Below are 13,047 nucleotides of genomic sequence, written 5' to 3' on the forward strand. Positions count from 1 at the left end.
AAAGCATCGGGAAGCAAAATTGCACGATCCAGAAGAATCATTATATTTTTTACTTTTACTTCAGAAATATTTCCGCAGTGATAAAATCTAAATTAGACGAATGACTAAAGAATTCATCGATATCTTAATTATTGGCGCGGGGCCATCAGGAATGGTTTCTGCTGGGTATCTTCAGCAATACGGTGTCAAAATAAAAGTTGTAGAAAAGCAGTTATTTCCTCGTTTCAGCATTGGCGAAAGTCTTATTCCCAGATGCATGGATAATTTTGAAGAAGCCGGTTTGTTAGAGGTTCTGAAAAATGCTGGTTTTCAGAAAAAATTCGGGGCGCGTTTTATAAAAGACGAGAAAATTGGAGAATTTGATTTTAGCCAGAAATTCGGTAAAGGTTGGGATTGGACCTGGCAAGTACCAAGAGCCGATTTCGACAACATTTTAGCTACTGAAGTACTATCCAGAGGTGTTGATATCGCTTTTGAAACTGAAGTGATAGCAGCCGATTTCAGTAATGAAAATCCTATTATTACGATTCAGGATAAAAACGGATATAAAACACAAATTGAAGCGAAGTTTGTTATTGATAGTAGTGGCTTTGGGCGTGTCCTAGCAGGTTTGTTAAACTTGGAAAAACCATCAAAATTAGAATCTCATTCTTCGGTTTTCACCCACATTGAAGAAACTAAACGACCAGAAGGGAAAGAAGGTGAATTAATTACTTTTGAAATTTTAGAAACCGAAGTTTGGTTTTGGTACATTCCTTTTTCTAATGGAAAAACAAGTTTAGGTTTTGTGGCTCCTACTAATTGGTTTAAAAAATTTGATAATGATCCTGAGATTGCGTTTGCTGAAATGCTTTCTAAATTAAATCATTACAAAGGCAGATTTAATAATTATAAAGTAGAATTTGCTCCCAAGCAAATCAAACATATAGCAAAAAGTGTCACTAGCCTTTATGGTGATAAATTTGCATTAACCGGTAATAGTGCAGAATTTTTGGATCCTGTTTTTTCATCTGGAGTAAGCTTCGCAACCGAATCTGGTTTAAAAGCGGCTAAGCTTGCTCTAAAAGAATTAAACGGCGAAAAAGTAGACTGGCAAACAGAGTACGAAGACTACATGAAACAAGGGATCGATGTATTTTCCAGTTATGTTAAAGCCTGGTACAATGGTGATTTACAGGACATCATATTTCATGATAATCCTAATCCAGACTTCAAAGAAAAAATATGCGCAGTTTTAGCAGGCTACGTATGGAATTTAGAAAATCCTTTTGTAAAAAAACATCAGAGAATATTAGCCACCGTCGCTAATTATCTAAAACTTGAAAATATTTGATTTTTTTATAAATTTTAAATAACTGAAATGAAGAAACTTAAGTTTAAAACACGACTTATTTCCTAAAATTAAAAGCAAAAATCCTTTGAAACTCTTGCAGGGTTCGTAAGTATGGCTTAGATTTGCAACCGCAAAAATACTTGCAAAGTTCTTAAAAAACGGAGAGGTGGCAGAGTGGTAATGCAGCAGCCTGCTAAGCTGTCATCCTTTTTGGATGCCTGGGTTCGAATCCCAGTCTCTCCGCACTATCGCGTCCAAGTCGCGATTCATAAATTACTCGGGGTGTAGCGTAGCCCGGTTATCGCGCCTGCTTTGGGAGCAGGAGGCCGCAGGTTCGAATCCTGCCACCCCGACTTTTTGAACTACCAAATTTTGGTTAAAAAAGGGTAATTATATGGTTTTCATATAGTTACCCTTTTTTAATGCGTTAAATTCTACCAAACTGTACCAGCTATAATGTGAGTTATTCGTGAGTTTTGGTCTTTTTCGTGAGTTAATCGTGAGCTTATTTTTTGTATCTTGATTAGCCCCATGCCCCTTAGTACATATTGATCGTTTTGGCTTTCAACCCTTAATTATTGTTTCATTTAAAAACAAAACGATGCGTACCACTCAAACATTTATGATTTCTTTTTTTATCCGCAAGAAAAAAAACAAGCCGGAAGAAGCCCTCCTTTATGCCCGAATATCAGTTAACGGCATTTATATTGAAATGAGCCTAAAACGTAGCTTGGAAGTAAGCCGTTGGAACCAGTCAGCTTGCAAGCTAAATGGCAGCAGTATGGAAAGCCAACAACTCAATAAAAAGATAGACGATACCAAGGCATTTTTATATAAAGCCTATGACAGCCTGCAAAAGGAAGATCAGGTGATTACCGCCAGTGCAGTAAAGTCAAGATATCTGGGCATTGATAAAAAACACTACACCTTAACCCAATTATTGGACTACCACTCCACTAAAATGAAAGGTGTTTTGAAATATGGAACATTAAAAAATTATACGACTACAGAAACCTATCTAAAGAATTACCTCAAAGGAAAATGTAACATTTCGGACATTTATCTAAAACAGATCGACTACCAATTTACGCTTGGTTTTGAGCGATTTTTGCGTGATTTACCATCTTTAAGTAATAATGGCGTCATGAAACATATGGAACGCTTTAAAAAGCTTATGCGCCTTGCTGAAGATCTGGATTGGATTGAAAAGAACCCTACTAAACGTTTTAAGCTTCGTTTTCATCATGTTGATATGGTTTATTTATCGAAGGGAGAATTAGAAAAGATCAAGGATAAGAAGTTTAAACGTTCTACCCTTAGCATTAACCGTGATATTTTTGTGTTTTGCTGTTATACCGGATTGCCTTATGGTGATGTATTGGAACTAAAGAAAAAGCATATTCAAATCGGTATTGATGGTAAAAAATGGATTTATACAAGGCGAATGAAAACAAACACGTTGCTTAGAATCCCACTACTAGAAGAAGCTGAACGCATCCTAGAAAAATATAAAGACCATCCGCGGGTAAGTAACAGTGATATCTTGCTTCCGGTGTATTCCAACCAAAAAACAAATCAATACTTAAGAGAGATTACCAAAGCGGTCAAGATCAATAAAGCACTTAGTTTTCATGCAGCAAGACATACTTTTGCCACGACGGTAACCTTAGCTAATGGTGTACCTATAGAAACAGTTTCCAAGCTGTTAGGACATACTAAGCTATCTACTACGCAAATTTATGCACGAGTAATTGATTCTAAAATTTCAAATGATATGGATAAGTTGAGAGGAAAATTGTAAAACAATTAACTTAGTTCATTATAAAATATAAGGAAGAACAAATAAACCTATAAAAAAAGATTAGAAAAGAGACAAAACTCACAGTTTGAAAAAGAGTTACTACTATTAGTATGTAAGTTAACAGATATATTGCGTGCCATTGTTTTCGGTTAAAATACCTTCAATTTTTTTGATGCTTTAGACTGTCTAATCGCACATATAATTTTTGACTTTCCATACTCTTTAAACTTTTCTTCGTATTGGATTGCTTGTAAAAATAAAATTTTAGACAATCAGGCAGTTCTAATTAGGGGAAGCTTGCATCATTTTGGAGGCATGACCAGTATTAAGGCTTATTTACTGAACTCGGGAACCTATGCCAAGATGCAAGGTGAAATGCACAATAGCGCCAAATAGAGTCAGAATAGCGATTCTTGGAAATAGGGACAGCCTAACCCATAGTATTGATGAAGCTACTGTAAAGAGAATGGAACAGTGGAATGAGCTAATTTGATGTACATACTGCCAAACTTTAAAAAAGGGAGATCTATTTTAATAATGTCAGGTTAGAAGCCATGAAGGAGACTATCACATACGGTTCTGAGTGGGAAATGTGAAACTTACTTTTCCTGCTCGACATGAGATTTCAGCGATAGATTGGAGTAACTTAAAATAAATTACCAATCGTTCGGTAATTGAATAGGGTTTCATATCTTTGCTTTATGAGACCACAAAAAATAAACGACGAAGAGTTGATAATTTCTATAGCCAAAATTTTTAGGGCACAAGGGTATGAAGGCACAAGTCTAAAAGACCTATCTGATATAACGGGCTTAAAAAAAGCAAGTCTTTATCATAGATTTCCCAATGGTAAAAAAGAAATGGCGGAATCTGTACTTAATCATATGGACAAATGGGTAGCGGATAATATATTCAACGTTCTTAATAAGGAAGGAGATTCTGCTGAGGATAGATTAAAAAATGGCCTGTTACAAATAGGAAAGCTATATAATGGAGGGATGGAGTCTTGCATATTTAGAGCTTTATCCATGCAAAACGGAATGGATTTATTCCGTCAAAGTATTTCTAATGGTATGAATGAGTGGTTAAAGGCATTTAAGAATTTTGGTTTATCAATGAAATTATCAAGCCATTTAGCAGAAGAAAAGGCTATGCAAACACTGATTGATATACAAGGTAGTCTTATTTTAAGTAAAGGTTTACAGGATGCTAGTATTTTTGAAAGCACATTAAAAAAGATAGCACATAGATATAGATAAAAAATTTGATATGTTACATTACCGAATGTTCGGTAATGTAACATATCAAATTTTAGTTTATAATAAATAAAGTGAAAAAACAATCAGATTCTATTTTAGGATCATCGCTTTTTTTATTCGGGTATCAAAACCCAAAAAAAAATCAAATAACGTAAGCTCAATAGTTCAAACAAATTTCAAATCTCAAAATAAACCTGATATGGGAATGACAAAATTTAAAAAAATTGAAATAGATGGTATAAATATAGCATACCGAGAAGCCGGTAACCCGGAAAATCCTACTTTGGTTTTACTTCATGGATATCCAGCTTCCTCACACCAGTACCGAAAAGTGCTAAATGCTTTATCAGACGATTATTATTTGATTGCACCTGACTATCCTGGTTATGGAAACAGTGATTTCCCCTCCCCAGATGAATATGAATACACCTTTGAGAATATTTCCAAAACAATGGATTCCTTTTTGGAAAAGAAGGGATTAAATTCCTATGCTATTATGATCCAAGATTATGGTGCTCCTATTGGATTTAGGATTGCTGTTAAACATCCTGAAAGAGTTACGGCTATTATCAATCAAAATGGAAATGCTTATGAGGAAGGACTTGGAAAAGGATGGGAACTTATTAGGTATTTTTGGGCCGATAGAAATGAGAAAACAGAAAAAGCATTGTTGCCAGCCTTTACATTGGATGGTTTAAAATGGCAATATATCCATGGAACAAGAAATCCAGAAACTGTAAATCCTGATACTTGGCACTTAGATTACCTTAGAATGTCTAGACCCTATGCTCATAAAGTTAATTTAGATTTATGGTATGATTACCAAGATAACATCAAGCAATATCCCTTATGGCAAAAGTATTTGCGAGAGCATCAACCTCCAATGCTTATTGTATGGGGGAAAAATGACGAATATTTTCCAGAACAGGGTGCTCAGGCATTTAAAAAAGATGTGAATACTATAGACTATAATATTTATGATACAGGACATTTTGCTTTAGAAGAAGATGGGGAAAAGATTATTGCAAAAATGAGACTATTTATGAAGAAGTATTTTTGAATACCGATGCTCATATACTTTATCATCAAGAACAAAACGAATGACACAAAACAGTGAAACATACCACAATTTCAGAATAGCTGTTCCGGCAGACTATGAAAACGTATTTTCTCATTTCTATTTTGCCCAAAATCAATCCCGCGAAACGATAACAAAAACTTTATTACCTTCTTACCAAACCATTTTGATTTTCAGTTTCGGAACAAAAACATTACTCAATTCCAAAGAAAATACACAAATAGAAATTGACAAATGTCTTGTGTTAGGAACAATCAGGAAAGCGTTTGAATATTCGTTACCACCGCAATCAAAAATTTTGGTTGCCAATTTCAAAGACGATGCATTTTATCGGTTCTTTGGTAATATTTCACTTACTAAACATTCACCAATACATCCTGATAAGCTCTTGAGAGAAAATTGCTTTACGTCATTGTGGTATGAACTCCATAGAATGGATAATGTTGAAGAACAGGTAAATTACATTCTTGAGTTTTGCAAACCCTATTTACTACAACGGGACAAAATAGCGGAACAATTAATAAAGTTTAAAGAACAGTCGCTAAATCCTATCAAAGCAATTGCTAGCCACAATAACCAAACAGAACGAACTATTCAACTCAAACAAAAAATACATTTCGGATATTCTGTAAAAGAAATTAACCGTTACGAAAGATTTTTAAAAGCCGTTGAATACATTGAAAACATTGCTTCCAAGGCAACAAAAGAGGATTGGTTTACGATCATAAATGATTGTGGTTACTACGACCAAAGCCAACTTATTAACGACTTTAAACATTACCTAAATCTTAGCCCCACAAAATATCTGAAATTCCAACAAGATATTTGTAATCCTATAAATTGATTTTCGTTTTCTTACAATTTTAGGGAAAAGCAACATTCTACTTTTGTTATAACAAATTAAAAAAGTAGAAAATGAAACATTTAGTTATTTACGCTCATCCTAATCCCCAAAGTTTAAATGGTCGGTTAAAACAAGTAGTTTTAGAAAACCTTACCGAAAGTGGGCATCAGGTAAAAGTTAGGGATTTATATCAACTGAATTTTAATCCTGTTCTTTCATTAGAAGATATGGAAGGACAGCGAATAGGACGGGTTAATGAAGATGTGAAAACTGAGCAGGATTACATCGTTTGGGCAGATTGTATTACATTTATACATCCGATTTGGTGGACAGGCTTACCTGCGATACTAAAAGGCTATATTGACCGGGTTTTCAGTTACGGCTTCGCTTATCGGTATGATCAAGGTATTCAAAAAGGATTGCTTGCCGATAAACAAGTTGTAATCATTAATACACAAGGAAAATCACATACCGAGTATCAAAATATGGGAATGGATACGGCTCTATCGCTAACATCAGACAAAGGTATTTATACGTATTGCGGTTTAAAAGTCAAACAACATTTTTTCTTCGACAAAGCAGATAGAGCAAATTCCGAAAACATTGAGCAATGGATAAAACAAATCACATCTATATTCTAAAATCAATCAAAGGTGAAAACCAATTTATCTATTTTACATTTGTAATAATGTTGACCTGAAAGCTAGAAAAAATGAAGTACATAGATAAAATTTACGGAGAATTTGAATTCACAGATGTTATCGAAGATCTGATAAATACAAGTGTTTTTCAGAGATTAAAAGGGATCCATCAAGGAGGAGCAATTTTTTTAGTCAATCCGAAAATAAACCATACGAGATTTGAACATTCAATCGGAGTAATGATATTAATAAAAAAATTAGGTGGAAGTATTGAAGAGCAAATAGCCGGATTAATTCACGATATATCACATACCGCATTCTCTCATTTAATTGACTATGTTTTAGATATCGAAGAAGAAGATTATCACGAAAAAAGATTTGAAAAAGTCTTAAGAGACAAAGAACTTAATGATGTTCTCAAAAAATATCAACTTGATCCCAGTAAATTTGTTGATATTGAAAAATATCAACTTTTGGAGTATCCTCTACCTTTTTTATCAGCCGATAGAATAGATTATACGCTAAGGGACCTGTTTCAAATTGGGAAAATTTCAATAAAAGAGATTATATGGTTTCTAAGTGGTTTAAAAATAGTTGATAATAGAATTGTCTTGATTTCTCAAGAGTACGGAAAGTGGTTTCAATCCAAGTATGAATTTTTAGTATCTGAATATTTTGGAGGAAAACAAAATAAAGAGGTGAATATACTAATGAAGGAGATTGTAAAAGATTGCCTGACAAAAGGAATCATTCAAGAGGATGATTTTTATCAAGACGATTTTTATTTAATAAACAAAATAAACCGTTGGGTTAATTTAAGAAAAAAGATAGATGAAATCAAAAAAGTGAAAATAGACAACGAAAAGCTTACACAAAAGAAAAGAAAGATTGACCCTGAAATACTTGTTGATAATCGAGTGTTGAAGTTATCTGAAATAAGTTAAAAAAGCGAGCAGCTGGACTTGCAATAAAAGCATGCCTTTAAGTTAATGAAAGCCCACATCCCTATAATTGAAAATACTGCATAAAACTGTACAGAGAGTTGAATGAATAGTATTTCTATTTTTTTAATTTAGCAATTATTAGATGTAAAGCCAAATAGAACACTTTAGAGTTTAAACAGAAAACAGTAGAATTAAGTTATGTTAAAATCAACATAGCTGAGATTTGTGAGGATTTGGATATCTTACCTTCAGTTTTTTACCGGTGGCGTAAAGAAAAAGAATTAGGTCAGAAATAGTTTTTCCAAATTTTGCTGGAATTTTATTAATAATTAATTTTACGACTTACGAAGCTTCAACCTACTTCAAACAGTTCTATACAAATTGTGAATTAATCGTGAGTTTGAAAAAAGGACTTTATGTCAAGGCATATAAATCCTGGAATGACGTTGATTGAAGCGTTCTGCACCAATGATCTGCTTTCCAAAATAGAACATTTATTATACTCTTATTTTGAAAAAGAACAAATATTAAATGAAGGACTTCCAACGGTTACTTATATAGAAACTCAATTAAATGTTTCAGCACGCTACTTATGTGATATGTTACGCTCATTTACAGGGCAAAACACTCAACAAATCATTCACAATAAACTCATCGAAATAGCAAAAGTAGATTATCAACTACTAATTTTTCAGTAAGTGAAATAGCCTATCATTTAGGATTTGAACATCCACAATCTTTTAGTAAGTTTTTCAAAAAAACAAACGTATCACCTCTTAAGTTCAGACAATCATTTAATTGACTTTTAGAATTTTACTTTCAAATTTAAGGTATTCATTATAGAGATAGCATCGAAAAAATGAATAGCAAGAGGATAACACGCAGAGCGATGTTATAGTTACTCAATTTATTGTTTATCAATATTTTATATATTTAACTCGAAATATTTTTTACTAAATTTCCAGTAAAACCTCTGGGAAGCCCTATAAATAGGTAATTTTTTTCGTGAAAAATTAGTAAAAATGAAATTTTAGGTATAAATCGAACAATCCTCACCATATTTCCTTTCACTATGTTGCAGTCAAAACGGTTCGTCGAAATGGTCTTGAACATAAGCCAAAAGCAAACAAAAATTTGAATGGATTGAAGCGGAATATTTGCTTTTGGCTCACGTTCGCTTTAGCAACATTCCAATAACCTTGACCGATCTGTATTTCGTAGTTATAAGCTTACTTTGAGTAATACAGCCTTACCTTTTTGATCTCAAAAGAACAGGATTTAGCATTAGCGGGCGCATAAACCGGTCAGCTTCGCTTTCCTATTTATAGCCCTTTTCCTAATCCTAAATCCTGTAGAAGAATTAATATCAAAAAGGTAATGTGACGGCTCTAAAAGAAGTAAATGAAATAATCCTAAAGCCTATTTCATTTGATCTTTAGTAGTGCTTCAATGGAACTAAAAGGGCAAATGCTCTGGATAAAAAAAGTAAATGGAATCAAATAATACTAACCCCATAAACATCTCTTTTTTTTCGTTGCAACCATGGGGCGCAACCAAGATTGTGTCCACAGACACACATCTTGAATTAGCACGCAATTTGATACAATGTACCTATTTAAAATTGGTGTACACTTCCTATGTAGCAACCAATGTTAGGAATTTTCCGTAGCTACTTTATTTTCTAGTTCTATATCTTCCAATAATTCCGAGAGCTTATCGACTAAAGCTAATTCTTCCGATGGTATAAGCTGGGTTACAAAACGAAGTACTTCCATAACGTTATATTTGGGATTGGGTACTTCCAGATCACATAATTGTTCATTCTCTTCTAATGCTACAATACATACCTTAATTAGGTTTGTGATCAAAAACATGAGATCCAAGTGGCTATCAACTCTATAAGTCCCCTTATAACATTTTCCTTTTCTACTGGTATCAGGGGTTAAATGCAACATATGATCTTGCTTAAATTTCTGAAGCTTATTGATGAGTTTTTCTTTTTTCATAGCGTTCTTGGTTTTTAAGGATTTGTTTTTTGAGTTTCTTAGGGAAATGAATATAGTCTGTGTCATTTTCCAGTATGGCTATAATTTTTTCCAATTGAAACATATCTCCATCTGGCATTAGTTCAATGACCATTTTTATGACTAATTGGACACTGGAATTTTTACTTTGGTGGCTTAAGTTTTTAGAATAAAAATCGCCTTCACCATCTAAGGCTAAGACACAGACTTCCAATAATGATCTAATACGCATTACGTAATCGGTATGATCTCCAAAGCGAACGGTAGCGCTTCTATACGTATGACGTTTGGTTTCTTCTTTTTTTAAACCATACTCGGTCGTTCCAATTCTTTTTAGCTGTTTCAATTTTAGTTGGTCAAGTTTTCTCGTTTTCATGGGATGCTGATTTTAAAGTTTGTAATTGGTGATTAATAATTGGCAAGAGATAATCTAAAAGACATTGACAATAAGAATGCGCCATGTGAAGGTCTGCTACTGAGAATAAAGACTTACCTCTATAGCGAAGTTCAGTATGATGAAAGCAAAAGATGCTTTTTAGTGGGGACTGTTCAAATAGGTTTTCTGAAAAAATATTGGGAGGTATTTCATGGCTAAATTGAACAAGTTTATAAAGATAAAACGGATGGTGATGTTGCGGATGGTAATGCAGAAACGCATAAATAGTTCCTAAGCAAAGTTGCTCAAAAGACAATCGTATTAAATGAGCGCTTAATATTCCAGCGTTTTCTTTCTTAAAACTTAAGTTTAGACAATGCTTGGCTATTGCGATTCGATCTTGTGTGTAGTTGATTATGCCCGTAATATCCAGTTCAGGGATTTGGCTGAGTCGTAAAGGAGCTAATTCAAAGGGAGCACCCTCAACCAAACCACCTGATTGGATTATTTTAGAAAAGAAGTATTTATTGTGATCCGAAGCTGCTATAAGTTGCTTAGGCATATAGAGTAATAAGCTAATAGTATATTTACCGCCCGATTCCTGAAAGACAATATCTGAAAGGTTAGCAACAGCATTTGGGCTAATATGTTTGCTAAGTAGCAGCAAATAAAAATGATAGTGTTGCTGTTTCTTGGAAGCATCATTATTCAAAGAATTATGAGTTCCCTGTGCCGATGATTGCATACCGAAATAGTATAAACTTGTAATTTCGATATGTTTTTTGAGGATTTCCGTAATTTGGGTTAACGCAAATTCTATAACTTTGGGTGAATGCAAGTTGGTAAGCATAGATCAAAAGGTGTTAAAGTTAAACTTCAGTGATGATCAATGAGCCTTCAAGTTTTAAAAAGAAGCGACCGTAGCGAACCAAAATAATCAGTAAAAAACAATAAAGAACTTGTTTTTTACTGCAAAGAGTGAGGAGTGCAACTTTTAAAAAGAATGTTTATATTTGAGATTATGAGCACAGCAACAAAAACCAGTCATATCGGTAGAAAAATCAGCCGAATCAGAGAACTTCGAGGAATGAAGCAAGAAACCCTTGCCGCAGAATTAGGAATCAGCCAACAGAGTGTTTCCAGCTTAGAACAAAGCGAGCATATTGAGGATGAAAAGTTGGAAAGAGTGGCGAAAGTTTTAGGGGTGAGTAGAGAGGCTATTGAGAATTTTTCCGAGGAATCGATTTTTCACAATATTAATAATTTCAACGATAACAGTGTGAATAACGGTCCATTAAATAATTTTCACTGTACGTTTAACCCTTTAGATAAAGTCGTTGAACTTTATGAGCGTTTGGTTCAAGCGGAAAAGGATAAGGTGGCTTATTTGGAGAAATTATTGGAAAAAAAATAGTGAAGAAAAAAATATATAAGATTTGAAAAAAGTGTCGATAACCGGATTAATATTTAGGTAATTCGGCACTTTTTTATTTATAAAACAAGTTAGGTGCAAGCTATTCCAAGAATGATTGAAGAAATAAAATTTAAGCTTGACAAAATTTCTGATTTTTGGACTCACTACTTGTGGGATTACCAAAAATGCAGAAATGAAATTAATTTTGATAAAGATGATATAAAAACAACATCCTTCGGCAATTTAATGAGCTACCTTGGAGATACTTTAGAAGTAATTGAAAACAATACTGAAACGGATAATTTTCAAAGCGCTTTTTCGTACCACATTGGTCTTCTACAGGCAATTTATATTCAACAAGATTTAATTCTGGAATTATTAAGAATATTCGGTTGTAAAATATCAAAAGGTCAACTTTACGAAGATGGGGATTACAGCATAAATCGAAACTTAAGAAATGAATTAGTAGGCCATCCTATTCGAAAGATAAGAATCGAGCATAATGGTAAAAGAATAGAAGTTTTAAAATCTTCCGTTTTAATGGATATTCATTCTAATAGCAATGAAATTGCATATTCCAGATACCACATTGATAATAATTACTCTTTTGAAAAACTATCGTATAAGATTGAAGATATAATTAACAGACACTACTCATTTTTAAAAACTTATATAGAAGAGGTAATTAAAAAGTGTAAGAAGATTTTAAAGAGATTTAAAAAAAGGGTGGAAAACCTTCAAAAGGTACTGAAAGCTCAGGCCTTCGAAGACATTGTAAAGTTAACTGCTGTTGATTTTGAAAAAATTTTTAACAGTTATTATATATACGAACCTGAACATTTATTGGAATCTTTTAGAAGAAGAAATGAACATAAAAGATATCAAAATAACGTAGATCAATTTTTGACAGATTTGAATTCTTGGTTAGATGAAACATTGGAAGAGTTTGAATACGCTTTTAAAAAGAGAATATTTGAATCAACAATGACTGAAACTAAAGAAACTTTATTTAAGAATTTTACAGAAAATGATTTCACATTAGTAAATAAGATGGTTCAAACTGATGTTAAGATAAAAGTGAGCTACCATTACGAACTTGGCAAACTTGGTCACAAAAGAAGTTACTCTGATTTTCAATTTTTTGGTGGTTTACTTCGAGATAAATGCAAAAAAAATAAAGAGGTTTTAGCTGAGATAAATCATATGGAAAAGAATCTTAAAAATGATTTGGAATATCATAGCTCATTAAAATTAATTAGAAAGATTTTGAATGAGGAATAGCCAGCACCTAACATCGGTTATAGCAAATAGCGGGTTTTTCCGAAAAAGTTTA

Annotated in this window: 12 protein-coding genes, 2 tRNA genes and 2 pseudogenes; 13 read left to right on the forward strand and 3 right to left on the reverse strand. The window is 33.2% G+C overall.

What is annotated here, in order from left to right; translation table 11 throughout:
- Positions 1 to 100: 100 nt before the first annotated feature.
- The 11 genes and pseudogenes from PBT89_RS08940 to PBT89_RS08990 form a co-directional block, all read left to right on the forward strand.
- On the forward strand, positions 101 to 1,333 hold the full coding sequence (locus tag PBT89_RS08940) for an NAD(P)/FAD-dependent oxidoreductase (protein WP_270061594.1): 1,233 nt from the start codon (positions 101 to 103) through the stop codon (positions 1,331 to 1,333).
- A gap of 160 nt (positions 1,334 to 1,493) precedes the next feature.
- Positions 1,494 to 1,576, forward strand: a tRNA-Ser gene (locus PBT89_RS08945).
- Between the two features lie 35 nt (positions 1,577 to 1,611).
- Positions 1,612 to 1,686, forward strand: a tRNA-Pro gene (locus PBT89_RS08950).
- 248 nt (positions 1,687 to 1,934) lie between these two features.
- Entirely contained in the window at positions 1,935 to 3,134 is a 1,200-nt protein-coding gene (locus PBT89_RS08955) for a site-specific integrase (RefSeq protein ID WP_270061595.1), read from the forward strand.
- 701 nt (positions 3,135 to 3,835) lie between these two features.
- On the forward strand, positions 3,836 to 4,393 hold the full coding sequence (locus tag PBT89_RS08960; RefSeq protein WP_270061596.1) for a TetR/AcrR family transcriptional regulator: 558 nt from the start codon (positions 3,836 to 3,838) through the stop codon (positions 4,391 to 4,393).
- 205 nt (positions 4,394 to 4,598) lie between these two features.
- On the forward strand, positions 4,599 to 5,453 hold the full coding sequence (locus PBT89_RS08965) for an alpha/beta fold hydrolase (RefSeq protein ID WP_270061597.1): 855 nt from the start codon (positions 4,599 to 4,601) through the stop codon (positions 5,451 to 5,453).
- Positions 5,454 to 5,493: 40 nt separating this feature from the next.
- Positions 5,494 to 6,315 (forward strand): helix-turn-helix domain-containing protein, encoded by an 822-nt coding sequence (locus PBT89_RS08970; protein ID WP_270061598.1) that lies wholly within the window; start codon positions 5,494 to 5,496, stop codon positions 6,313 to 6,315.
- Positions 6,316 to 6,386: 71 nt separating this feature from the next.
- Positions 6,387 to 6,956, forward strand: a complete 570-nt coding sequence (locus PBT89_RS08975) for an NAD(P)H-dependent oxidoreductase (protein WP_270061599.1) — start codon at positions 6,387 to 6,389, stop codon at positions 6,954 to 6,956.
- A 71-nt stretch (positions 6,957 to 7,027) separates the two neighbouring features.
- The gene (locus tag PBT89_RS08980) at positions 7,028 to 7,900 is read left to right on the forward strand and encodes an HD domain-containing protein (RefSeq protein WP_270061600.1); all 873 of its coding nucleotides are present in this window, start codon (positions 7,028 to 7,030) and stop codon (positions 7,898 to 7,900) included.
- A gap of 134 nt (positions 7,901 to 8,034) precedes the next feature.
- Positions 8,035 to 8,181, forward strand: a pseudogene (locus tag PBT89_RS08985) (transposase); the annotation flags it as partial.
- A 186-nt stretch (positions 8,182 to 8,367) separates the two neighbouring features.
- Positions 8,368 to 8,702: pseudogene (locus tag PBT89_RS08990) on the forward strand (helix-turn-helix domain-containing protein); the annotation flags it as partial.
- Between the two features lie 850 nt (positions 8,703 to 9,552).
- Here PBT89_RS08990 and PBT89_RS08995 read toward each other — a convergent pair.
- From PBT89_RS08995 to PBT89_RS09005, 3 genes are read right to left on the reverse strand one after another with little or no spacing between them, the layout of a single operon-like run.
- Positions 9,553 to 9,906: a hypothetical protein gene (locus PBT89_RS08995; protein ID WP_270061601.1), complete on the reverse strand. Its 354-nt coding sequence runs from the start codon at positions 9,904 to 9,906 to the stop codon at positions 9,553 to 9,555.
- Positions 9,881 to 10,300: a hypothetical protein gene (locus PBT89_RS09000; RefSeq protein ID WP_270061602.1), complete on the reverse strand. Its 420-nt coding sequence runs from the start codon at positions 10,298 to 10,300 to the stop codon at positions 9,881 to 9,883. The genes PBT89_RS08995 and PBT89_RS09000 overlap by 26 nt, the downstream gene beginning before the upstream one ends.
- A complete protein-coding gene (locus tag PBT89_RS09005) occupies positions 10,281 to 11,150 on the reverse strand; it encodes a hypothetical protein (protein WP_270061603.1) in 870 nt (289 codons plus the stop codon). Before PBT89_RS09005 ends, PBT89_RS09000 begins: the two co-directional genes overlap by 20 nt.
- A 171-nt stretch (positions 11,151 to 11,321) precedes the next feature.
- Here PBT89_RS09005 and PBT89_RS09010 point away from each other — a divergent pair, with 171 nt between their 5' ends.
- Both PBT89_RS09010 and PBT89_RS09015 read left to right on the forward strand, forming a co-directional pair.
- Positions 11,322 to 11,714: a helix-turn-helix domain-containing protein gene (locus PBT89_RS09010; RefSeq protein WP_270061604.1), complete on the forward strand. Its 393-nt coding sequence runs from the start codon at positions 11,322 to 11,324 to the stop codon at positions 11,712 to 11,714.
- A gap of 93 nt (positions 11,715 to 11,807) precedes the next feature.
- Entirely contained in the window at positions 11,808 to 12,995 is a 1,188-nt protein-coding gene (locus PBT89_RS09015; protein ID WP_270061605.1) for a hypothetical protein, read from the forward strand.
- Positions 12,996 to 13,047: the final 52 nt, after the last annotated feature.

Origin of the sequence: Zunongwangia sp. HRR-M8, from assembly GCF_027594405.1 — a bacterium.
In the GTDB taxonomy this organism is placed as follows: Bacteria; Bacteroidota; Bacteroidia; order Flavobacteriales; family Flavobacteriaceae; genus Zunongwangia.